General features: G+C 39.7%; 13 protein-coding genes. 9 read left to right on the forward strand and 4 right to left on the reverse strand.

The window, feature by feature from the left end; genetic code table 11:
* Positions 1 to 492 precede the first annotated feature (492 nt).
* From F6K54_RS12875 to F6K54_RS12885, 3 genes are all read left to right on the forward strand, one after another.
* On the forward strand, positions 493 to 2,067 hold the full coding sequence (locus tag F6K54_RS12875; RefSeq protein WP_293078056.1) for an NACHT domain protein: 1,575 nt from the start codon (positions 493 to 495) through the stop codon (positions 2,065 to 2,067).
* Between the two features lie 210 nt (positions 2,068 to 2,277).
* The gene (locus F6K54_RS12880; RefSeq protein ID WP_293078058.1) at positions 2,278 to 4,497 is read left to right on the forward strand and encodes a hypothetical protein; all 2,220 of its coding nucleotides are present in this window, start codon (positions 2,278 to 2,280) and stop codon (positions 4,495 to 4,497) included.
* Positions 4,498 to 4,501: 4 nt separating this feature from the next.
* Positions 4,502 to 5,752, forward strand: coding sequence for a hypothetical protein (locus F6K54_RS12885; protein WP_293078060.1), 1,251 nt, complete (start codon positions 4,502 to 4,504; stop codon positions 5,750 to 5,752).
* 16 nt (positions 5,753 to 5,768) lie between these two features.
* On the opposite strand, the gene F6K54_RS12890 is transcribed toward F6K54_RS12885, so the two are convergent.
* The gene (locus tag F6K54_RS12890; protein WP_293078062.1) at positions 5,769 to 6,974 is read right to left on the reverse strand and encodes a transposase; all 1,206 of its coding nucleotides are present in this window, start codon (positions 6,972 to 6,974) and stop codon (positions 5,769 to 5,771) included.
* 2 nt (positions 6,975 to 6,976) lie between these two features.
* On the opposite strand from F6K54_RS12890, the gene F6K54_RS12895 reads away from it, so the two are divergent.
* The 6 genes from F6K54_RS12895 (at position 6,977) to F6K54_RS12920 (ending at position 12,375) form a co-directional block, all read left to right on the forward strand.
* Positions 6,977 to 8,119 carry a WD40 repeat domain-containing protein gene (locus tag F6K54_RS12895; protein WP_293078064.1) on the forward strand — a complete coding sequence of 381 codons (1,143 nt, stop codon included), beginning with the start codon at positions 6,977 to 6,979 and terminating at the stop codon, positions 8,117 to 8,119.
* Positions 8,116 to 9,252 (forward strand): hypothetical protein, encoded by a 1,137-nt coding sequence (locus F6K54_RS12900; protein WP_293078066.1) that lies wholly within the window; start codon positions 8,116 to 8,118, stop codon positions 9,250 to 9,252. The genes F6K54_RS12895 and F6K54_RS12900 overlap by 4 nt, the downstream gene beginning before the upstream one ends.
* Before the next feature lie 144 nt (positions 9,253 to 9,396).
* Positions 9,397 to 9,903 (forward strand): hypothetical protein, encoded by a 507-nt coding sequence (locus tag F6K54_RS12905; protein WP_293078068.1) that lies wholly within the window; start codon positions 9,397 to 9,399, stop codon positions 9,901 to 9,903.
* 114 nt (positions 9,904 to 10,017) lie between these two features.
* Complete coding sequence (locus F6K54_RS12910) at positions 10,018 to 11,085, forward strand: RNA-guided endonuclease TnpB family protein (RefSeq protein WP_293078070.1); 1,068 nt, start codon at positions 10,018 to 10,020, stop codon at positions 11,083 to 11,085.
* Between the two features lie 116 nt (positions 11,086 to 11,201).
* Positions 11,202 to 11,348: a hypothetical protein gene (locus F6K54_RS12915; protein ID WP_293078072.1), complete on the forward strand. Its 147-nt coding sequence runs from the start codon at positions 11,202 to 11,204 to the stop codon at positions 11,346 to 11,348.
* Between the two features lie 640 nt (positions 11,349 to 11,988).
* A complete protein-coding gene (locus F6K54_RS12920) occupies positions 11,989 to 12,375 on the forward strand; it encodes a hypothetical protein (protein ID WP_293078074.1) in 387 nt (128 codons plus the stop codon).
* A gap of 387 nt (positions 12,376 to 12,762) precedes the next feature.
* Here the strand turns inward: F6K54_RS12920 and F6K54_RS12925 are convergent, their stop codons facing one another.
* From F6K54_RS12925 to F6K54_RS12935, 3 genes are all read right to left on the reverse strand, one after another.
* Positions 12,763 to 13,029 carry an RNA-guided endonuclease TnpB family protein gene (locus tag F6K54_RS12925; RefSeq protein ID WP_293078076.1) on the reverse strand — a complete coding sequence of 89 codons (267 nt, stop codon included), beginning with the start codon at positions 13,027 to 13,029 and terminating at the stop codon, positions 12,763 to 12,765.
* 13 nt (positions 13,030 to 13,042) lie between these two features.
* Positions 13,043 to 13,855, reverse strand: coding sequence for a transposase (locus tag F6K54_RS12930; protein ID WP_293078078.1), 813 nt, complete (start codon positions 13,853 to 13,855; stop codon positions 13,043 to 13,045).
* 184 nt (positions 13,856 to 14,039) lie between these two features.
* Positions 14,040 to 24,191 carry a CHAT domain-containing protein gene (locus F6K54_RS12935; RefSeq protein WP_293078080.1) on the reverse strand — a complete coding sequence of 3,384 codons (10,152 nt, stop codon included), beginning with the start codon at positions 24,189 to 24,191 and terminating at the stop codon, positions 14,040 to 14,042.
* Positions 24,192 to 24,628: the final 437 nt, after the last annotated feature.

Below are 24,628 nucleotides of genomic sequence, written 5' to 3' on the forward strand. Positions count from 1 at the left end.
TTCTAGCAAGCAGGGGAGCAGGGGACCCTCCCCTGCTCCCCTGCTTGCTAGAAGGTTTTCAGGAGTTCCTTATAAGGGATAGCTTAAAAGGGGAGGCTTTAGACCTTATTTTTTGGTAAATACAGGCCGATAATATTTAATTTACTGTCTTCTGCCGCGATTGCTTTACCTATATTTTAAAGCTAGACACACTACTACAGACTTCTCGCAATGAATGTTAAATATAGCAATCAGGAATCAGATGTGAGAATTGAGGTGTTCCTTTAAAGCATAGAATATAGCAGTTTTCTTATTTTTATGTATTCGTTTCTCCCCTATTCCCTATTCCCTATTCCCTAGAATAAAAGTCTCCAATATCTCACAACTAAAATCATATTGCTATATGTTATATTGAATTTAATTTTATATTTTTCCTATTTTTAGTAGTGCCGATCGCTCTTTGGAAAAAACTGTTCGATTTACTGAATTTTAAAAAAGTAAAGTGTAGAACTCATGCTAGATAAAATAATACCAGATAATATCTTTAAGACAATAGTTAATGTTGCTAAATCTGCTGTGCCTCAAATGCTCAATGCAGCTCAAAGAAATGAAATTGTTGTCAAAACTTTAAAGCAATTAAAATTTGACCCCACACAGCCTCCGAAAGATGTTGATGGTGTTTATGTTTATGCTTTGGTGGAATATGGCGTGGGTAAGGATGAGCCAATTTTGAAGCTTTTTCGGGAAAAGGAAATAAAAAATGCTTTTTGGAGTGCCTATTCTGCTAATTCTCCTATTAGTTTCTGGAATAAGGTTGATGAATTTATTCAGTCTTCTGCTTTGGGGGATGAAATAAAAGAATCTCAGGTTGATGTTCGGTCAGAATTAGAAGAGTTTGGTCGAGTTTTTATTAGTGTGGCAAAGCGGACTAAATCTCAAGAATTTCGGCCTTATCCAGATTGGAATTTTGATGAATATCCAGCGGAATTTAAGTCTTTAATTATGGAAAAAATTAAGGCTTTTTGTGGTCGGGAATTTGTGTTTAAGGAATTTGAGAATTTTATTAGGGATAATTCTAACGGTTATTTTACTTTAGTTGGAGATGCGGGGATGGGGAAAAGTGCTATTGCTGCTAAATATGTTTATGACCATAAATGTCCCTGTCATTTTAATGTTCGTGCTGATGGTCGTAATAAACCAGACTTTTTTCTGAAGAGTATCCGCAAACAATTAATTAGACACTACGGGTTGCAAAATGCTGATAACGTTGCTTTGTCAACTTTGCTGCAAAAGGTTAGTGAAAATCTTGGGGGGCAAAAGTTGGTTATTGTGGTTGATGCTTTGGATGAGGTGGAGCAAAGTGGAGGCGGTAATATTCTCGATTTTCCGACGACGCTGCCTGATGGGGTTTATTTTTTCTTGACTAGACGACCTTATGAACGCGAGAACAAACGTTTGAATGTTTCTCCTGGGGTGGGGATGAAAGAATTAGATTTGAGGGCGAGTGAATATCAGGGTTTGAGTCGGGATGATGTGAAAAAATATATCGGTTTTATGTTGAATGCAGATCCAGACTATGGGGTTCAGTTGCAAAAATGGGTGCAGGAGCGGGATATGAGAAAGGAAAATTTTATCGAGCAGGTGGCAGACAAGAGTGAAAATAATTTCATGTATCTGCGTTATGTGTTACCGGATATTGCTAAGGGTTTTTATCCAGATTTGAGTTTGAGGGAATTGCCTGATGGTTTGCAAGATTATTATCAACAACATTGGGTGCGGATGGGAATGGAGGATAAACCCCAGAAAGATAAGGTTATTGTTTTGTTTATTTTGGTGGAAAGTCGGACGTTGCCTACTCTGGAAATGATTGCTGGATGGGCGCAAGAGGATGAGTCTGATGTGGAAGATGTTCTGAAAGAGTGGGTGGAATTTTTGAGTAAGCAGGAAGTTGAGGGGGAAATTTGCTACAGCATTTATCATGCTAGTTTTCTTGATTTTCTCAAGGGGAAAAGGAAGTTGGATAGTACTCGGAAGTTGTTTGAGGAAGTGAATGCAAGGATGGCGGATGATTTATATTCAGATGTTTAGAGGTTGTTCTGGAAGTGCTACATGGAACTGAATTATACGCCATCTGTAGGGGCGAATGGCATTCGCCCTTACTAGATATAGTCGTTCTGTATAAGTCTTGAGTTTCTTAGACACCCCCTACCCAACAATATTTCAACAATACATTCGACAAAAAAGTGAATGGACAGATGGCAGATGATTTATGTTCAGATGTTTAGATAGTATATTATTATGGGAAAATTTGCTGAAAAATTAGCTTCTGCAACGCCTGCGCGTCAACGTGCGATGTTGGGTAATATTCATACTCTGGTGGGGTCAAAGCAATTAGAGAAGTATTACAAACTCCTGACTAATTTTGATTTCTTGGCAGCAAAGGTGCAACATTCTGAGTTTGGGGTGCAGGCGTTGATTGAAGATTACGATCTGGTTGAGTATAACAATGAAAAAGTTAAAACTTTGAAGTTAATTCAAGGAGCATTGCGACTGTATGCTCATGTTTTGGAAAGGGATGGAGCGCAACTAGCGGAACAGTTATGGGGGCGGATGCAGGATTTTGTAGAGCCAGAAATTCAAAGGTTACTGTCACAAGCAAGAAACAGCAAAAAGAATATTTGGTTGCGACCTTTGAAAACCAGCTTAACTACTCCTGGAGGTCGCTTGATACGGACTTTAGATGGTCATAACCATTTAGTAAGAGCCGTAGCAGTCACTCCTGATGGCAAGCAAGTGATTTCGGGTTCAAAAGACAATACTATTAAAGTCTGGAGCCTTGAAACTGGGGCTAAAATTCATACTCTCGTAGGTCATAGCAACTATGTAAATACTGTAGCAGTAACCCCTGATGGCAAGCAGGTGATTTCAGGTTCAAGAGATAATACTATTAAAGTCTGGAGCCTTGAAACTGGAGCAGAAATTTTTACCCTTACAGGTCATAGTGACTCGGTAAGAGCTGTAGCAGTAACCCCTGATGGTAAACGAGTGATTTCCGCTTCAAAGGACAAAACAATTAAAGTCTGGAGCCTAGAAACTAGAGCAGAAACTCGTACCCTCAAAGGTCATAGCAACTGGGTAAATTCTGTAGCAGTAACTCCTGATGGCAAGCAAGTTATTTCCGGTTCAAGAGACAAAACTATCAAAGTCTGGAGCCTTGAAACTGGAGCAGAAATTTATACCCTCACAGGTCATAGCGACTGGGTAAATTCTGTAGCAGTAACCCCTGACAGCAAACAAGTGATTTCTGGTTCAGTTGACAAAACAATCAAAGTCTGGAGCCTTGAAACTGGGACAGAAATTCGTACTCTCAAAGGTCATAGCGACTGGGTAAGAGCTGTAGCAGTAACCCCTGATGGCAAACAAGTGATTTCGGGTTCATTTGACCACACTATCAAAGTCTGGAGCCTTGAAACTGGGATAGAAATTCATACCCTCAAAGGTCATAGCGACTGGGTAAGAGCTGTAGCAGTTACCTCTGATGGCAAACAAGTAATCTCCGGTTCAGATGATGGAACAGTCAAACTGTGGAGCCTAAAAACTGAAGCAGAAATTCGTACTCTCAAAGATCATAATGACTGGGTAAGAGCTGTAACAGTCACACCTGATGGCAAGCAAGTGATTTCTGGTTCAGTTGACAAAACAATCAAAGTTTGGAGTCTGGAGACTAGAGCTGAAACTCACACCCTTACAGGTCATAGTAACTCGGTAAGAGCTGTAGCAGTCACCCCTGATAACAAACAAGTGATTTCCGCTTCATCTGACAATACTATCAAAGTCTGGAGTTTGAAAAAAGGGGAAGAAATACTTACCCTCAAAGGTCATAGCGACAGGGTAATGGCTATAGCAGTCACCTCTGATGGCAAACAAGTGGTTTCTTGTTCATGTGACAATACTATTAAAGTCTGGAATCTGGAAACAGGGGCAGAAATTCGTACCCTCAAAGGTCATAGCGACTGGGTAAGAGGTGTAGTAGTTACCTCTGATGGCAAGCAAGTGATTTCTGGTTCAAATGACAAAACCATAAAAATCTGGAGCCTCAAAACAGGGGCAGAAATTCCTACCCTCAAAGGTCATAGTGACTGTATAAGAAGTGTAGCAGTTAGCCCTGATGGTCAGCAAGTGATTTCCGGTTCAAATGACCAAACTATCAAAGTGTGGTGCATGGAAACTGGAGAGGAAATTCACACTCTAAGAGGTCATGGATACTGGGTAAGAGCAGTAGTAGTTACTCCTGATGGCCAACAAGTGATTTCCGGTTCATCTGACAATGCTATCAAAGTCTGGAGTCTGGAGACTGGGGCAGAAATTGCCAGTTTTACTGGGGAAGGTCTAATACTCTCCTGTGCTGTTACACCAGATGGAATGACTATTGTGGCAGGGGAAGCTTCAGGAAACTTACATTTCCTCGGTCTGGAAGGAATGAAGTTAGAAGTCATCAGATATTTAGGTAGGGGGTGATATTATGGGAAAATTTGCTGAAAAATTAGCTTCTGCAATGCCTGCGCGTCAACGTGCGATGTTGGGTAATATTCATACTCTGGTGAAGTCAGGTCAATTAGAGAAGTATTACAAACTTCTGACTAATTTTGATTTCCTGGCGGCAAAGGTGCAACATTCTGAGTTTGGGGTGCAGACGTTAATTGAAGATTACGATCTGATTGAGGATGACAATGAAAAAGTTGAAACTTTGAAATTAATTCAAGGAGCGTTGCGACTGTCGGCGCATATTTTAGAAAAGGATGGAGAGCAACTGACGGAACAACTATGGGGGCGGATGCAGAATTTGGCAGAAGCAGAAATTCAGGAGTTGCTGTTAAAAGCAAAAAGCAGCAAACAAAATGTTTGGTTGTATCCTTTGAAAACCAGCTTGACAACTCCTGGTGGGTCGTTAATTCGTATTCTAGAAGGTCATAGTGATATGGTAAGAACTCTAGCAGTAACCCCTGATGGCAAGCTAGTAATTTCCGGTTCATCTGACAAAACAATCAAAGTGTGGTGCATCGAAACTGGAGCCGAAATTTGTACCCTCAACGGTCATGGCAACTCGGTAAATGCTGTAGCAGTCACCCCCGATGGCAAGCAAGTGATTTCCGGTTCATCTGACAAAACAATCAAAGTGTGGTGCATCGAAACTGGAGCCGAAATTTGTACCCTCAACGGTCATGGCAACTCGGTAAATGCTGTAGCAGTAATCCCCGATAGCAAGCAAGTGATTTCTGGTTCATCTGACAAAACAATCAAAGTGTGGTGCATCGAAACTGGAGCCGAAATTTGTACCCTCAACGCTCATAGCGAGGTAAGAGCTTTAGCAGTCACTCCTGATGGTAAGCAATTAATTTATGCTTTAAAGGACAATACTATCAAAGTCTGGAATCTAAAAACTGGAGCTGAAATTTGTACTCTCAAAGGTCATAGGAACTGGGTAAATGCTGTAGCAGTAACCTCTGATGGCAAGCAAGTGATTTCTGCTTCAGATGACAATACTATCAAAGTCTGGAATCTAAAAACTGGAGCTGAAATTTATACCCTCAAAGGTCATGGCCATATCGTAAGAGCTGTAGCAATCATTCCTGATGGCAAGGAAGTAATTTCCGCTTCAGATGACAATACTATCAAAGTCTGGAGCATGGAAACTAGAACCGAAATTCGTACCCTTATAGGTCATAACGAAGGGATAATAGCTATGGCAGTAACCGTACGAAAAAAACTGTAGAAAATTGTAACAGCTTTTATCTTAATATTGGATTAACCAATACTGGCTGTACGGCGCAGCTCACTATTCCCTCGGCAGTAAAGCACTCTGGGAATTTCTTTCTGATAATTTGAAGACTACCATTGATATCCGCATTAATCACTTTACCAGTTTCACTTCTAAACAAACCACGTTTGACTCGTTTTCCCACATAATTTTCCTGCTGACATGGCAATTCTAGGTCAAGTGCAGAAGTTTTACTCGTGTAACTTTCTTCCGTTTCAATGACTTTTATCCCAGCTAATTGACATTTATAAGTTATCTGTTGAATTAGCTTTGAGTGGGGTATTTGGGTAAAGTTTTGATTGTTTTTTTTACCGATGTTTGCACCTTGTTTCCAGTTATCATTTTGGCCGATGACTACAATACCAATTCTGTTAGTGACTAAATAATTCACCACTAATTTACTGGTGTTATGCAGATAATTCTCGACAAAACGATTTCGGTGGTAGGTTAACGCTTCAATCTTACGGCTAGTTTTTTTCTGGCTTTTGAGAACACTTTGGTACTTGGCTTTTCGCTTGTTATATAATTGATTGACACTTTTTAGTGGCTTCCCATTAATCAGCAGTGGTTTGACACCAGGCTTATTTGTAGATAGAGCTACTAATCGGTCAATCCCTAAGTCAATCCCAGCTACATATGTTGAGTGTATTTGTGGCTGAAGAGTTTTTTCATGCACAACTTCAATTATATAGCAGGCAGTAGCAGGTACTATCCTCACTTCGATGACAGTATCCACAACTACAGGTATTTTGATTTCACTCATGGATAAGTGACAAATACCATCTTTGAGAGGGGCTTTATAGACTGATTCTTTGGAATATATAACTACATTCCTACCTTGAGTTTTATTTTTATACTTTGGTATTTTGGGTTTACCTAAAAACTTCCCTGGATGTTTTGACCATTCTTTGATTGCCTGAAAATAACCACGCCAAGTGGCAACCAAGCATTTGATTATTTGTTTTGATACCTTGGTTGGTAAGGCTCTGTAAGCATCACTCTCTTTGGTTGCATGGTATAGTTTGGTTAAATCCAGACTATGACCAGTACAGAAAAGATGCTGACGACAGTAATAATTAGCCAAATTATACAAGTTTTTTGACTTAAAGGCTAACTCATCACACACTCGCCAAAAGTTATGTGTTCGGTTAATAATATGTCTGTCAACAAGTCGCATTCATGCAGAATTATTTCAATAGCTTTAGTTACCTGTTTAATATTAACACACTTTTCTACAAATACCAACTATTTTATACAATTTTCATTCAACAGTTAATCACCCTTGATGGCCAGCAAGTGATTTCTGCTTCAATGAACGAAACTATCAAAGTCTGGAGCATCGAAACTGGAACCGAAATTCATACTCTTAAAGGTGATAGAGACTCTGTATATGCTGTAGCAGTTACCCCTGATGGCAAGCAATTGGTTTCTGGTTCATCTGACAATACTATCAAAGTGTGGGACATCGAAACTAGAACCGAAATTTGTACCCTCAACGGTCATAGCAACTATGTAATGGCTATAGCAGTAACCCCCGATGGCAAGCGAGTGATTTCCGGTTCATGGGACAATACTATCAAAGTGTGGGACATGGAAACTGGAACCGAAATTCATACTCTTAAAGGTCATAGAGACTATGTAGATGCTGTAGCAGTCACCCCTGATGGCAAGCGAGTGATTTCCGCTTCTTATGACAATACTATCAAAGTCTGGAGCATCGAAACTAGAACCGAAATTCATACTCTTAAAGGTCATAGAGACTATGTATATGCTTTAGCAGTCACCCCTGATGGCAAACAAGTGATTTCTGCTTCAAGAGACAAAACTATCAAAGTCTGGAGTCTAGATATTTTGGAGATGTCTAATAATTTACTTAAAACTCTTGTGAAAAGGTTGCTAGGTTTGGCTTTACAGAGTGGTCTTATGGAAACAGGAGCCGAAGTTCAGACTCTCACAGATGTCAATGGGGTAAATGCTGTAGCAGTAACCCCTGATGGCAAGCAAGTGATTTCCGGTTCATCTGACAATACTATCAAAGTCTGGTGTCTGGAAACTGGGGTCGAAATTCATACCCTTGCAGGTCATAGCAACTCGGTAAGAGCGTTAGCAGTCACCTCTGATGGTAAGCGAGTGATTTCTGGTTCAAATGACAATACTATCAAAGTCTGGTGTCTCGAAACAAGGACAGAAATTGCCAGTTTTACAGGAGATAGTAATGTAAATTGCTGTGCTGTTGCACTAGATGGGATGACTATTGTTGCAGGGGAACGCTCAGGAATTTTACATTTCCTCCGCCTCGAAGGAATGGAGGCACAACCATGAACAACCAACCTCAACTTTTAACTCAAACCACCCCCTACCCAACAATATTTCAACAATTCATTCAACAAAAAACCGAAAATTATGTCGATCGCCCCCTCATCTCTACCACCATCAACAACTTCCTCCAAAACAACAACCACGGTTACTTCACTCTCATCGGTTCCCCCGGTAGTGGTAAAAATTCCTTCCTCGCCAACTACACTATCCAACACCCCCAAACAGTTTATTACACTGCCGAAGTTGAGGGTAAAAACCGCGCTGACGAATTTCTAATTACCATTTGCACCCAACTCATCCAAAAAATAGACGACCAAAACCCCACCCTTCCCGACAATGTTACGGAAGGTAGTTGGTATCTATCTCTATTACTCCAGAAAATTAGCGACAACCTCACAGCAGAGGAAAAATTAATCGTAGTTGTGGATGGATGCGACTACCTCGATCGCCAAAGTCAACCACGAGACTCGAATATATTCTACCTGCCCAGATATTTGCCCAAACAAGTATATTTCCTCCTCGCCCGCAGACCATTTCTGAGAGCAAAATCTGGTTTATTAATTGAAACTCCTGGGGAAACACTGAATTTAGAAGAATATCCAGAACAAAACCGGGAAGATGCACGAGCTTATGTTGAGCATTATTTGGCAATTCCGGGAGTGGGAGCAAATATTAAATCTTGGGTTGCTGAAAATTATCAGAGTGAAGCAGAATTTTGTCGAGAGTTGGTGGTTGAGAGTGGGAATAATTTTATGTATTTGAGTGGGGTGTTGGGTGAGATCCCCCCTAACCCCCCTTGGGAAGGGGGGGACCGGAAAGGGGATATGCCTGCTAGTTTAGAGGAATATTACCATAGTTTGTGGGAAAAAATGGGAGGTGAGGGTTTGTCAGAAATCGAGTTAGGAGTGCTGAAAGTGTTAGTCGAGCAAGAAGAAGCAGTTTCTGTAGAGACGATAGAGCGATCGCTATGTTCTGCCAATGCTCAATTCATAGATGTTGATGAATATGATATAGAAGAGGTGCTAGAAACTTGGGTAGAATTTTTACATCAGCAAGAAATTGGGGGAGAAATATGCTATAGTCTGTATCATTGGAGTTTCTGTAACTTTTTGCGTGCTTGTTTGTCAATCCAGTAGTCCAGTAAGGTGTGTTAGCGTTTGCGTAGCATTCCGCACCGAAAGCTTAATGCACCGATTTTTGAGATAGGCGGTGCGTTACATTTCATTAACGCACCCTACTGGACTCAACTGAACTTACAACTGATAACTGATAACTGAATTATGTCCAAGCGTTTTATTCTTCAGGAAAATAAATCTTATACTTTTCGTTCATACTTTGAGTTGTCTTACGAAACCGATGACATTTTAGCTGAATTTGACTATAATTTCAAACGAGCAAGATTGTCTTTGCCTACATCAACTCGGCAACTGGAACGTTTACCAGAATTACGTCAGCGAATAGAAGAAACTTTACCTCTAGTTAGTTTGAGTAGTGAAGCAGCAAGGCGAGAAATTTTAATTGCTCCCGTACTTTTAGAAGTCGCTCGCTACTGTCAATGTCAGCTCAGAATTGAATATCCTTTGAATGTCAACGACAGATTGAAAGGTAATCTTGATTACTTCTTACAAGCTAATTCTAAATTGTTAGTAATTGAAGCTAAACATGAGGATATGACGCGAGGTTTTACACAGTTAGCTGTTGAGTTAATTGCATTATCAGAATGGGAACCGGAACAGGATTTAATTTTTGGTTGTGTCACCATAGGGCTAACTACTGAAGCCGAATAATTGGACAAAGTTGGAAAAATCTTAATAAATATTGAAAACCTGCTGATTATCTGCTATGGTATATTAAAATTTTCTAAACTATCAAATACTTTTTTTCATGGTTTACCAGTTCCAATGAAATCAATCAAGACCAAGTTAAAACTTAACAATCAACAAAAAACAATACTTGCCAAACACGCAGGAGTTGCACGTCATGCTTATAACTGGGGATTAGCAACTTGCATAAAAGAGTACGAAGAAACTAAAAAACGCCCAAGCGCCATCACCCTGCATAAGCGTTTAGTAGCCGAAGTCAAATCAATTAATCCTTGGTATTATGAGGTATCTAAGTGCGCCCCTCAACAAGCCTTAAGGGATTTAGAGAGGGCATTTAAAAACTTTCTAACTATTCCGAGCTGTGGTTTTCCGGTCTTTAAGAAAAAAGGTAGAAAAGACAGCTTTTACTTAGAAGGAAGTATTAAGATTTTCCAAGGAAACTACATACAATTACCCAGAATAGGAGTAGTAAAAACATACGAAATCTTACCTTCAGTACCAGTAAAAAATGTCAGAATATCCAAACGAGCAGATAGTTGGTACATCAGTTTCAAGTACAATTTTGAATCCTATCCAACAGAAAAAGTAGGAGAAACTATAGGTGTAGACATAGGCATAAATACATTAGCAACCTGTTCTGATGGAACTAAATTTGCCAATGTCAAAGCCTACAGGAAAGCAAAAAAAAGATTAGTTCGTCATCAACGTGCAGTCAGTAAAAAAGTTATTGGCTCCAAAAACAGACGCAAAGCAGTAAAAAAACTAGCAAAGGTTCACAAAAAAGTAGCCGACATCAGAGCAGATGCACTACATAAACTCACTTCATGGTTAGCTAAAAATCACAGCACCGTAGTAATTGAGGACTTGAATGTAAGTGGAATGCTCAAAAATTATAAACTAGCAAGTGCCATAGCAGACTGTGGTTTTTATGAATTTAAACGTCAACTTACATACAAATGTGAATGGTACGGCAGTGAATTAGTCATAGCAGATAGATTTTATCCAAGTTCTCAAATATGTTCAAACTGTGGGCATCAACAGAAAATGCCATTGCACTTGAGAACTTATGAGTGTAGTGAATGCGGTTTTGAAACTGATAGAGATTTGAATGCTGCTATCAACTTGAAAAACTATGTGAATCAGTAGCTTGAGTTCCAAGCGATTTTAAGCCTGTGGAGAAGATAAGTTACAGACTGCGGTCAGTGATCTTCTGTGAAGCAGGAAGCTAGCTCCAAAGCTCATGCCACCATGTATGGGTAAGTTTGGGTAAGTTTAGTAGAACGGAACTTTGGATATTTGGCATCTTGGATAAAAAACAACGTTTAATTCAGCAAAATATTGATTCTTTGAGAGTTCCTGGAGATATAGAAGTTTTAGTTGATGTGCTTGTGGGAATTTTGGAAAGCTAATGTAAGCATTTCCTGCGGAATGCTGCGCAAACAGCTATTAGCTTCAGTAGGGTGCGTTTTGCTGCGCAACATGAAAAGCGGAACGAAGTGGAGCGTAACGCACCATTTTTGGTGTTATATCATGTCCGAATAATTAGTGATGAAAAACTTATCATGAGTGCTTCAACAGTAAATCTTTCTATTTTCCCTACTCCCCTACTCCCCCACTCCCCTACTCCCCTACTATCTTAATTATAAGTATTCAACCGGACATGATATTACCTGGTGCGTTACGCTATCGCGCTTCAGCACCCTACTTTCTACTTTCTTTCTTCCCTCTTCCTTTAACTGCTAACTGTTTTCCCATAAGGTCGCTTCAACATATAGTGGAGAAATTTAGCATCGTAAATTGCCACCCTATGTTATACTGCAGCGATTAGAATAATTAAAATTAAAATCAAAAGTCAAAAGTCAAAAATCAAAAATAGTATGGTGGGTAAATGTAGTTGTTGATATTAGTCATCAATAATGCAGGCCTTAAACTATATTCTACTGTGAAATATAAAGAAAAGCTAAATAATAGTCAATCTAATGCAGTTTGTTATATTCTGTCATTAGGAAAAAACGTTCACACACATAAGTGACTTACGGAGTAATAAAAATGAAAAAAGCATTAGGCAAAGTCATCGTTGCATTTCTTGTCTGTTTACTATCTTTTGCAGTAGTTTCGCCCAGCCCTGCAATGGCAGATGAATATTATTGTATTTTAGAACTAGAGCCAGATTGTTTAAGACAATTACCGTTCTCTGGAGACGTGTTATATGTAGATATACCTGAATTTGGAGTTAACTTCATAGATGTGACTTTCAGCAATTTCTCAAATAACCTAGCTGTAATTAACAGTACTGTTGACAACCCAATAGAAATATTACCAAATAGTGTTGTTGGACCAAGAACTTATGAGGTTACACCAAGAAGCTCAGAGACATTCTCAAATGAGAGTCCTTTTCCAGATACAACAGTACAACTCAGAGTATTTGGGTATTAGTGATTAATTTAAGATAATTTTTTGTAGGGGTGGGCTAATATAGTGATCGATATTAGCAGTTAATAGACTTGATGTTTGCCCACTCTACCCATCACGAAACAATTGTAATAATAGAGGAAGAAACTCCTCTGGAGATTTGGAAAAAACGTTCACACACATAAGTGACTTACGGAGTAATAAAAATGAAAAAAGCATTAGGCAAAGTCATCGTTGCATTTTTTGTCTGTTTACTATCTTTTGCAGTAGTTTCTGTTCTACTAAACTTACCCAAACTTACCCATACATGGTGGCATGAGCTTTGGAGCTAGCTTCCTGTTTCGCAGAAGACCACTGACCGCAGTCTGTAACTTATCTTCTCCACAGGCTTAAATTCGCTCTTGACTCAAGCTACTGATACACATAGTTTTTCAGGTTGACCGCAGCATTAAAATCTCTGTCAGTTTCAAAACCGCATTCACTACACTCATAAGTTCTCAAGTGTAACGGCATTTTCTGTTGATGACCACAGTTTGAACATATTTGAGAACTTGGATAAAATCTATCTGCTATGACTAATTCACTGCCGTACCATTCACATTTGTATGTAAGCTGACGTTTGAATTCATAAAAGCCACAATCAGCAATAGCACTTGCTAGTTTGTGATTCTTGAGCATTCCACTTACATTGTCATACCTCAATTACTATGGTGCTGTGGTTTTTAGCTAACCATGTTGTGAGTTTATGTAGTGCATCTGCTCTGATATCGGCTACTTTTTTATGGACTTTTGCTAGTTTTTTTACTGCTTTAATTCTGTTTTTGGAACCAATAACTTTTTTACTGACTGCACGTTGATGACGAATTAATCGTTTTTTGGCTTGCCTATAGGCTTTGACATTAGCAAATTTGCTGCCATCAGAACAGGTTGCTAAAGTATTTATGCCTATATCTACACCAATAGTTCCTCCAACTTTTTCTGTTGAATCTGGTTCAAAATTGTACTTAAAACTGATGTACCAACTATCTGCTTTTTTTGTTAGCGAAGCTCCTCTGAAAGAGGCTATGGTGACGTTTTTTACTCTGTATGAAGGTAAAATTTCGTATGTTTTTACTATTCCGATTCTGGGTAATTGTATGTAGTTTCCTTGGAAAATCTTAATACTTCCTTCTAAGTAAAAGCTGTCTTTTCTGCCTTTTTTCTTGAATTTAGGAAATCCACGTCCAGGAATAGTTAAAAAGTTTTTAAATGCCCTTTCTAAATCTCTTAATGCTTGTTGTGGGGCACATTTAGATACATCATAGTACCAAGGATTAACTGATTTAACTTCAGCGACTAAACGCTTATGCAAGGTAATTGCACTTGGGCGTTTTTTAGTTTCTTCGTACTCTTTTATGCAAGTTGCTAACCCCCAGTTATAAGCATGACGTGCAACTCCTGCGTGTTTGGCAAGTATGGTTTTTTGGTAATTATTAACTTTTAATTTGGTCTTAATTGATTGCATTTGAACACGCACACCATGAAAAAAAGTCTTTGACAATATTAGTATATAAATTAATCTATGATAGCAAATCATCAGGATATTTTCAAGATTTATTAATATTTGTCTAATGCGTGTCCAATTATTTGAATTCAGTAGTTAGCCCCCCACACTCCCCACACTCCCCCCACTCCCTCACTCCTCTACTCTACCAAGGACTACCCACCATAGTAAATCCTGCCCAATGATAAGGATGAGATAATTTTCGATTACTCATTTCCCCAAGTACTGATGGTAACTCTACTGATCGACGCTCTCCAAGTCTCCTGATCTGGTTTCCCTTAATCACCACATCCCCACGCAACATTGCTAACTGTGCCTGTCTTACAGCTTCTGCCTTAATCTTAGTCTGATTCAAATGACTATAAAACTCAGTCATTAATGCTAAGGTAGCTCGATCGTTGACATACCAAATACTAGCTAAAGCTGACTTTACTCCTGCTGCTATTGCTAATCCCGCAAATCCTAATTCGGCATCTTTGTCACCAAAGGCGGTGCGACAAGCTGATAATACTAACAATTCGACAGAACTCTCATTCCAACCCAACTCCCTAATGTGGTCTAGTTTTATTTGTTCTTCACCCCACAACTGAATGTAAGAATTACTAATTTTTCCTGGTCTAAAATCAGCATGAGTAGCTAAATGAATAATAGGATAAGGATAACTTTCTCTTTGAGCAATTAAATTCTTAAGAGTAAAATCTTCATTGAGGAACATACTACCCTGCCATAGTTTTTGGGAAACAATTTCTAGTTCGATAGGTACTCCTGGTAGGGAATTGTGAGCAATAAACTCACTTGCTCCCATTGCTAATACCTGAGTATCTTGAAGCGATCGATAGTTGGTATCCATTAAACTGACACTGGGAATTAAACTCAGGCTATATTTTTCGATCAGGAATTGTTCGCCATCGTGTAATGCGGCTACGGCCAAAGTGCGTAAACCTTCATCCATACTGAATAGTAAGGTATCAATGTTGGCTGCTTCTAGTTCTGATGCTATGGGTGCAATGAGCCAACTGTATAATTTTTGTGCTGGTGATAGATAACTATCATCATTTTGGTAGGACGGACTTGCAACTCTTATTCGTAATTCTAGGGCAACTTTCATGATTTGTTCGCGGTTGACTTCGGGAATGGTTTTGATTATTGGTTGACCTTCTTTGGTATATAAGATTATTTGTAATTGTTCTGGATAGACGTTAATATAAACAATGGCAGATTCTTTTCCGGTTTGATTTGCCATGTCGCTTAAGATTTCTCGGACGCTTTGTGTAGAAATTAATTTTTCCTCCAAATCTGCTCCCAGGTAATCTGAGTATTCCTGGAGACTGTTTCGTTCTAACATTGTTACTACTTGGTCTGAAGCTGTTGCTGTTATTAGATATTGGGTATTAACTGGATTAATTGTTTTTAAGATTTGTTGGGTGTCAGTTGTAGTGCTGATAGATGCTTCTGTTTGTTCTTGAGCAGTGCCAGCATTGGTTGTTTGGTTATAGTTAGTGGGAGAGGTGAGGGTGAAAAAATTGCTATTGTTTGATATTGGCTGTAAAACTGACTGGGATTGATTATTATCTGTCTGGGTGACAGTGGTGTCAGTTGAGGTGGTTACTGGTATCTCGGTTGAATCATTGAGATTTTCTACTGGTATAATAATGTCGCCAGTATCAATATTAGTAATTGTTTCTATTGCCTCTGGGGCGATCGCTATTTGTTCTTCGGTATTGGTATTATTAGGAATATTATTAATAATTAGATTCTCACTTACGGAAACAGTTGTTTGCTCTTGTACAGGAATATTAGTAATTGGTTGAATATCTATATTAGCATTTCCTTGATTGACTTGTACAGTTTGCTCTTGTACAGGAATATTAGTAATTGGTTGAATATCTATATTAGCATTTCCTTGATTGACTTGTACAGTTTGCTCTTGTACAGGAATATTAGTAACTGGTTGAATATCAATATTAGCATTTCCTTGATTAGTCTGTGCAGTTTGATTCTCGACATTGATATCTCCACCTGTTTGAATATCAATATTAGCATCTCCTTGATTAGCGATCGCCTCTTGATTACCTACGGAAACATCTCCGCCAGCATCAATATCAATATTGGCATCTCCATCTCCAGAAAATACAGTTTGGTCTTCGCTGCTGATATCTCCTGTTGCATCTAGATCGATACCACCTGCTTCGCCTTCTGAAGCAATAGATTCTAAATCCAAAGTAGTAATGGAGCCATCAGTTGCTTCTACTTGAATAATACCTGAACTGACTGTACCCAAAGAACTTAAGTTTCCTGTAGTTATTTGACTGCCATTAATAATAACTTCACCACTGGGGCCGTCCGCTGCTTGAGTCATCACATTCCCTGTATTCACTGTTGCTGTCTGACTTTTAATTCTCAAATCCCCACTGTCAGTGGCACCAAAGGATAATACATCTTCCAGATTCACACTTTCTGGGGCATCAATATCAATACTTCCTCCTCTGCCTTCCTCTGAGAAAGAAGTAATATCTCCCCTCGCTCTAATCTCCCCTATTTCACTTACCAATGTTATGTCACCTCCCTGTTGTATCCCTTCTGAACGAATTCCGCTAATACTTATATTACCCATAGATGTAAGAGTAACATCCCCACCAATACCATCTGTAGAAAAAGTGTTTAACTCTCCTTGAACATCCATGCTGTTTTCATTGCGACTCTCAATGGCAATATCGCCCCCACGCATTTTTCCCTGGGATAGAATATTTTCTAGATTAACTGAACCTTCAGCTTGAATATTCACATTTCCAGCTGTACCTTGTTCTGAAAATGTTTCTATTGTTTGGTTTGAATTGATTCCACCCTGTTCGCTAATAATTTCAACGTTTCCGCCCGTAGTTGGTTGAGCTTCGTTGAGGGCGCTAGCTTCTAATTTGCCTGCATTAATATTTTCTCTGGCATTGAGTTTAATGTCTCCAGTGCCGTCAGGGGAACGAGAGTTTATTACTCCTGCTGTAGTGTCTATTGTGCCGTTTTTGCTAGTAATATTGATATTTCCTGCCACTCCTTGGGTAGCTTCTCCTTGGGGTTTAGGTATGAGGGTGAAATTGTTAAATACCGATCTTTCTTCTCTGACAAAGCCTGATGCCAGTTCTATTTGCCCTACTTCTATTGCGTCATCCGCAACAATATCTATTGTTCCAGTATCGCCTTCATCTGCACCGGAATATATTCTTGCTGCCGTGGTATTAATGTTGCCACCTGCTTCTAGAATAATATCTCCCCCTCTCCGCGTCTCCCCCTCTCCGCGTCTCCCCCTCTCCGCGTCTCCCCCTCTCCCCCGCTCCCCCTCTTTTTCTGGTGGTTCGGAGGCAGAAATAACATTACTATTTTCCGTAATATTGATGTCACCTCCTGCTTTTAAGAAGATTTGACCACCATCTGCATCAGCAAAGGAGTAAATGTCACTGGTAGTGATGTTTCCTGTGGATGCTTCTAAGGTGACGTTGCCTCCAGTTCCATCCCCAGAATAGTTTGCCAAAAATCCATTACTGGTGTCTATGTTTCCTGTTTCTGTCATGATAGTAATTTGACCGCCCTGTTGTTCTCCGTGGGAACTGATAGTATTAGTAGTCACATCTGTTTTGGCAGTCAGAGTGACATCTCCAGCGTTACCTTTTTCTGAAAATGATTGGATGGGTTGAGTAGCATTGATTTCTCCCTGTTCACTGGTAATAGTAATATCACCTCCGTCAGCAGTGTCTTTTGATTCTGATGATTCTGAGGCAGAAGATTGAATAATGCCTGTGACGATATTTTCTTGGCCGACAATTTCTATTGCGCCTGCGTTGCCAGTACTTGTGCTTTTGGCTGAGATAGTACTATTTTCGGCGGAGAGTTCCCCTGTGTTAATAGTAATTTTTCCTCCATCTCCAGCTCCTGTAGTTTCTGTGATAATTTGACCTTCGAGTTGAAAACTTTCACTGGGGTTAATGTTGATGCTGCCTCCATTTCCACTATCGGAAGTAGCTGCGGATATAGTTGTGTTTTCAGCTATTGTGAGGTTTTCTGTTTCGATGTTAATGATGCCTGCGTTTCCCCTGCCTTCTGTTTCAACTGTTATTCTGCCTTCCCCTGAAATATTTATATTTTCTGGAGCAGATATATTGATATTGCCTCCGTCCCCACTGGAAGTAGTGCTGGCAGAGATGAAACCGTTTTCGGTGAAAGTAATATTGAGGTCAGAGTCAAAGCGATCGGAACGATTTTCTCTACTTCCCTGCTCTCCTGTTCCTCCTGTCCCCCTCCTGGGAGGGGTTAGGGGTGGGTTACCATCTCTATTATAGGGGTTAAGGGTAAGAGTACCTGCGGGGGTTTCTCCTGCTGTTTCGGCAAATATTCCGAGTTGGCCTGAGATTAATAAGTCTGTAGCATTAATGGTAATGTTACCTCCTGCTTCGGTGTTGGTTGCTCCTTCTCTTGCTGTGGCAATAATTTGAGCATCTTCTCCTATGGTTAGTTTTCTGGTGTTGATTTCTATATCTCCAGCTTTTCCCTTATTATTGGTTTCTGTAGTTAAACTTGTTCCTGTTTCTAAAGTGAAATCTTCGGTATCGATCTCGATCGCTCCAGCGTTTCCTTTGTCTGTGGTAGAAGCTGATATAACTACTCCATCTGAGAGGGTGAGATTTTGGGTCTCAATATTGATAGTGCCTGCGTTTCCTTTGTCTGAAGTTTCTACAGAGATGAATCCTTTTCCGGCGATATCTATGCTTTCTGGGGCACTGATACTAATATTACCTCCATTGCCTGTGGAGGAGGTGGAGGCTGATATGAAACCGTCGTTACTGAAATTGATGTTGAGGTCTGGGTTATCTTCGTAGGGACTGAGGGTAAGGGTACCAGCATTTGCTGATGCTTCAGTTTCGGCGAATATTCCAAGTTTTCCTCTGATATTTAGTTCGTCGGTGTTGATGATAATATTGCCTCCATCTCCGGTGTTGGTTGCACCTAATACTGCTGTGGCACTGATTTGGGCATCTTGGCCAATATCTACAGTGTTGGCATTGATGGTGATGTCCCCTGGTGCCCCTGCTGCAAAAGTTTCTGTAATTAAGCTAGTGCCTTGCTCTAAATTGAGTTTGTTGGCTTCAATGTTGATGCTGCCTGCGTTGCCTGTACCTTCTGTATTTACTCGGAGTTGGCTGTTGTTTGTGAGTTTGATGTTTTGGGGGGTTTTGAGGGTGATGTTGCCTGCATTTCCTTCGGCGCTGGTGATACTGATAATATCAGTGTTGTCGAGGGTGATGTTTTTTTGGCTATCGATGTAGACGTTTCCAGCATCTTGGTCTCCTTTGGTGTCACTTTCGATGGTAACGTTGTTGAGCTTGAGGTTCCCTGAGCTGAAAATGTTGACATTTCCCGATCGCCCTTCTGTGCTGCCTACGTCTATTGTTATTTCGTCCAACGTTAGAATAGATACATTTACCTGTTTACTGGTGATGATGGATAAATCATTCAGTAGAAGGTTTCTTCTTGATTTACTTTCTATTGTCACCTGTCCTGACTCGGAGTTGCTAGATAGTGTCAATATTTCTGCATTACTGAGGTTATTGGTACTAATGTTAACGTCTCCACCTTTTCCAGAGCCGTTTGTTCCGACTGAGAATGTGTTGATTTGCAGTTGTTCTATGTCTGGGAACTCTGGAATATTGAGCTTTACTGTGTCTGCTCTTAGAGAAATAGTGCCTCCATTTCCAGATCGCCCTTGACTTGAATAAGAATAGGAATCAAGTAATTCTGTTGTTATAGTACTTCCAGCAGTCATAGTAATATCTCCTCCATTCCCTGAATTACTATCAGAACCAGAAGCAGTAGAACTAGAAGACACAATTTCTGTTGTTATGTCACCACTGCCCTCTATAATAATACTTCCTCCATCTCCCGAACTGGCACTTCCACTTCCAAAGGCAGTAGAATTAGAATAGAGGTTTCCTGTTGTGATATCGCCATTGCCATCAATCCTAATACTTCCACTATCTTGTGATTTCCCACTTCCAGAAACAGTAGAACTAGAATCGAGATTTCCTGTTACGATATTACCGCCAACCAGTGAGTTTATGCTGATACTTCCACCAATTCCTGAGTTGCCATTTCCATAAACAGCAGAATCAGCATATATATTTTCTGTTGTGATATCACCACCTACTATTGAATTGAGGGTAATATTGCCTCCATTTCCAGAGTTGCCTTCAGGGATAAAAATAGGAAAACTATAAGAAGACGAATCAATCTCTGATGTTGTAATATCGCTCTGTGAATTCAGGATGATACTACCTCCATTTCCAGAATTTTCAATGCTAGAAGAAGACGAATCAATCTCCGATGTTGTAATGTCACTCTGTGAGTCCAGGACAATACTACCTCCATCTCCAGAATTGCCTTCAAAGCTAAGACTGCCAGAAGAACCAAAAGATTCAATTCCAGCATCAGCAGAAGAATTGATATTGCCTGTTGTGATACTACCCTGTGCAGTAAGATTAATCTCACCTCCTTCCCCTGAGTTGAGTTGAAGAGTACCATTATCCACAGAAGAAGATTTAACACTACTATCAGAAGAAGAATTGATATTACCTGTTGTGATACTGCCCTCTGTAGTCAAATTGATAGCTCCTCCATTTCCTGACTTGAGTTCTATGTTGGCAGCATCAGAATCGAAATTTTCAATGCCACTCTCAGAAGAGGAATTTATATCTGCTGTTGTAATATCACCTTGTGCAGTGAGATTAATCTCACCTCCATCTCCCGAACCAGAACCAGCAAAAATTAAACCTCCTGTAGTATCAATTGAACCTCCTGTACTTTCTATACTAATACTACCAGCATTACCACTACCTCCAGTCTCAGTAATTCCATCCTCATTAACAAAAAATTCACCAGAATTAGTAATAATCTCTGCTGTGCTAATATCCCCTACCGCATTTATTTCTATATTGCCCCCATCCCGATCAATAGATGAAGAATCTAAGGAACTTGTAAGAATATCTCCAGAGATAGCATTAAGTTTGATAGCACCTCCATTTCCTTGACGAGAACCAGAGTCCAGCGCTTCATCTTCATCCACATCTATAGTTGCTGGCAACTCCTCACCAGAATCAACTGGCAACGCCGAAGTATCAATATTCCCCAAAACCAGACTGGCACCAGCAATTGTCAAATTCCGCCCATTAGTCTTAATAGTATCCGCACCATTCTCAATAGTATTGGAGTCGCTGTCAACATCCGCTTCATTGTCCAACATTGTCACAGCACCAATTCCATCCCCATCCACATCTGCCAGAAATTCTATCTCTCCTTCCCCAGGCAGAAATTCTAATACATCATCTGCTATATCTTCAACTGTAATATTATTTGTTGCCTCCAACTTAACATCCGTATCCCCAGAAGATTCATCAAATTCATCATTGATCGTAATATTCGTTCCAGACAAAGAAACACTTTCCCCACTAGCTTTAATTCCGCTACCCGTAGCAACAATATCTCCCGTAGCTTCAATATTTATCGAACCACCTGTACCAATATCAATTTCTGTATTTTCTGTGGATGCCACCTCAGAATTATTTTCCACAGTCGGAGCATCTTGCTCCGAAGAGAGAGCATCTTGCTCCGAAGAGAGAGCATCTTGCTCCGAAGAGAGAGCATCTTGCTCCGAAGAGAGAGCATCTTGTTCCGAAGAAAGAGCATCTTGTTCCGAAGAAAGAGCATCTTGCTCCGAAGAAAGAGCATCTTGCTCCGAAGAAAGAGCATCTTGCTCCGAAGAAAGAGCATCTTGTTCCACAGTCGGAGTATCTTGCTCCGAAGTAGAAATACTTTCTGTTAAAGTCACATTTCCTGCACTCCGAATTTCTATATCTCCCCCAGCAGTAATAATTCCATCCACATCCTCACTCACATCACCAATATTCACATCTCCCAACACATCAAAAAATGCTCCACCATTACCAGAAACAGCTTCCAAATTTTCTACATTCAACTGCAAAGGTGCATCAGTTAAACCTATTCCTCCACTGCCAGAAGTTTGAAATAAAAGACTACCCGCATTTATCAATGAATTCTCTGAAACTCTGGCAATATTTCCCCCATTAGCATTAACTAAAACTTGCCCTGTTGTGGTTAAATTTGCCAGATTTATATCCCCTACTTCTCCTAAATTTCCTAACTCTATTCTGATGTTTCCACTTCCGGCATTTAATGTTGTTCCATCTAGTTGATTTATCGAAGCTTTACCCTCACTTCTATTAGCAATATTCATCTCATTATTATTACCAAACAAGCCAATATTTCCATTACCAATTGATGTATCAATATCGGCATTTATATTAATACTTCGTCCAGCTTTTAACTCTACAGATTCTGTAGTTTCTATCTTTTCATTAATTGTTATATCGTTGTCAGCAAATAAAATTATATCTCCTGATAATTCCTCAATATTTTCTGCCGAAATTGTTACATCAGAATTTTCATCTTGAGCAAAGGGGTCTATTGGTGTTTCTGTTTCTGTTGTTTCTGAGCGATCGGCAATTTCTGTCTCTAAATTTGTATTTTCTGTTATCTCTGAATTATCAACATTTTCTTCTGTATTTTCTGTAGATGGCACTTCCGAATTATTATCTACTATTTCTGTTTCTGAACTTTCAGTATTTTCTGTAGTGGGAGAATCTGTATTTTCTGTAGATGAAACTTCCGAATTATCATCTACTATTTCTATTTCAGAACTTTCAGAATTTTCCGTAGTGGGAGAATCTGTATTTTCTGTAGATGAAACTTCCGAATTATCATCTACTGTTTCTGTTTCAGAACTTTCAGAATTTTCTGTAGATGCAACTTCCGAATTATCATCTACTATTTCTGTTTCAGAACTTTCAGAACTTTCAGAATTTTCAGAATTTTCAGAATTTTCAGACTCTCCCACTGTGATATTTTCTGGGTCTAATAATATTATTCCTGGAGTGCCAAATGCAGCACTAACATTGACATTTCCATCAAATATTAATTGTTGTTTTCCAGATACTTCAACAAACCCTCCATCACCAGAAAATTCTCCTCCAGTCGCACTAATATTCCCGGAAAAATTAGTAACTCCATCGGACCAAATTATTACTTGACCGCCGTCACCATTTGTGATAGCATCAGCAGAAATAAATGAGTTATTATTAACAAATGTTTGCTGAGAGTTGGGTACTATTCCATTACCTTGAAAATCACCTCCAATTAATACTGTGCCACCTCCATTTATGCCACTGGCGTTGATATTTGTGCCAATGAGGGCTACGCGATCGCCTAACACATTGACTTGTCCTCCGATATTAGATCCCCCCTGCCCCCCCTTTGAAAGGGGGGAAGTTGTTGATACATCTATATTTCCAGAAGCGATGGCATCTCCTACAGTACCAGAAATTATTGTATTTGAATCTATCAACACCACATCACCATTTCCATTCACAGTCATAGATGTGGCCTGAGTTATTTCTCCACCTGTTAACAGTTCAGGTAAAGATAAGGGGTTTATACCAGAAAGAACTTCACCATTCGCTGCTGTTGCACCTACTTCCAAACTTAATAAATTTCCAGGTTGGGAGATTCTCAGGGTACTACCTCCTTCTACTGCTGCGATCGTAACGTTACCGCCTGCTGTAGAAAGTTGCCCTGTATTAATAACCGTGCCACCCAACAAAGTGAGATTCTCACCTGGGTTTAAACTGAGGTTTCCTTCGTTAACTATAGCGCCTGGGTTTAATACATTAAATTTATAGCCACTGGGATTTCCTACTAGGTTGGCATAATCATTTGTTCCCATGGCTTGAAACCAGAAATTATTACTGTTAAAACCTATACCTGTAGCAGTAGTAACGCTGAATGAAGCAGGGACATTAAGCCTAGCATTGGGACCAAACATTATGCCTGCGGGGTTCATCAGGAAGAGGTTAGAATTACCACCGATAACTTGGATGAGACCATTAATTATAGAAGCGTCTCCACCCGTAATTCTGCCGAGAATGTTGCGAGTATCTGGAGTAGTGAAAAAGTTAGCTGTTTGACCGGAGTTAACGTTGAATTGGTCAAAACTGTGGAAGAGGTTAGTCCCATTGTGAGTACCACCTTGAATATTAAATTGGTTGCCGTTTTGATTTACGGTTGTGCCTGTGCCGTCGTTTGAGGGGGTTATAGGTTGAGATTTGGCAGGATTTGTAGCCAATATCCCTAAAATTACAGTCAGAGCTGTTATACTGTAAGATTCTACTTTATTAGCTTTCATAAAAGACTTCTGGAGGCAGATATAACATTAATTTATAAGTAAACAGAGAAATTAGGGAACGACACTATTTTTAGTTTCACAATATTATCGTATTTTTCTTCTAGAGATTGTAGCAACGATCCTCCTGTTCATGCCACTAATATTAAATCCGGTTGAATACTTATAATTAAGATAGTAAGGGAGCGGGGGAGTAGGGGAGTAGGGAACCCACCCCTAACCCCTCCCAGGAGGGGAAAATAGAAAGATTTACTGTTGAAGCACTCATGATAAGTTTTTTCATCACGCTATTATCCGGACATGATATTACACTTTGGAGAAGGTAAAGCAGAAGGCAGACGGCAGACGGCAGACGGCAGAAGCTTTGTACTCTACCTCTCTCTGTGAAAACCGCACTTTATAAACCCTGTAGGAAACCTCGCCAATTAGGCACTCGCTTT

It is taken from the genome of Okeania sp. SIO3B5 (assembly GCF_010692555.1).
Classification (GTDB): Bacteria; Cyanobacteriota; Cyanobacteriia; order Cyanobacteriales; family Microcoleaceae; genus Okeania.

Bases quoted from the DNA above. Each gene is read 5' to 3' on its own strand.
- F6K54_RS12880 (WP_293078058.1), top strand. From the start codon at position 2,278: ATGGGAAAATTTGCTGAAAAATTAGCTTCTGCAACGCCTGCGCGTCAA.
- F6K54_RS12895 (WP_293078064.1), top strand. From the start codon at position 6,977: ATGCAGAATTATTTCAATAGCTTTAGTTACCTGTTTAATATTAACACA.
- F6K54_RS12930 (WP_293078078.1), bottom strand. From the start codon at position 13,855: ATGCAATCAATTAAGACCAAATTAAAAGTTAATAATTACCAAAAAACC.
- F6K54_RS12875 (WP_293078056.1), top strand. From the start codon at position 493: ATGCTAGATAAAATAATACCAGATAATATCTTTAAGACAATAGTTAAT.
- F6K54_RS12925 (WP_293078076.1), bottom strand. From the start codon at position 13,029: ATGCTCAAGAATCACAAACTAGCAAGTGCTATTGCTGATTGTGGCTTT.
- F6K54_RS12885 (WP_293078060.1), top strand. From the start codon at position 4,502: ATGGGAAAATTTGCTGAAAAATTAGCTTCTGCAATGCCTGCGCGTCAA.
- F6K54_RS12890 (WP_293078062.1), bottom strand. From the start codon at position 6,974: ATGCGACTTGTTGACAGACATATTATTAACCGAACACATAACTTTTGG.
- F6K54_RS12935 (WP_293078080.1), bottom strand. From the start codon at position 24,191: ATGAAAGCTAATAAAGTAGAATCTTACAGTATAACAGCTCTGACTGTA.
- F6K54_RS12910 (WP_293078070.1), top strand. From the start codon at position 10,018: ATGAAATCAATCAAGACCAAGTTAAAACTTAACAATCAACAAAAAACA.
- F6K54_RS12900 (WP_293078066.1), top strand. From the start codon at position 8,116: ATGAACAACCAACCTCAACTTTTAACTCAAACCACCCCCTACCCAACA.
- F6K54_RS12920 (WP_293078074.1), top strand. From the start codon at position 11,989: ATGAAAAAAGCATTAGGCAAAGTCATCGTTGCATTTCTTGTCTGTTTA.
- F6K54_RS12905 (WP_293078068.1), top strand. From the start codon at position 9,397: ATGTCCAAGCGTTTTATTCTTCAGGAAAATAAATCTTATACTTTTCGT.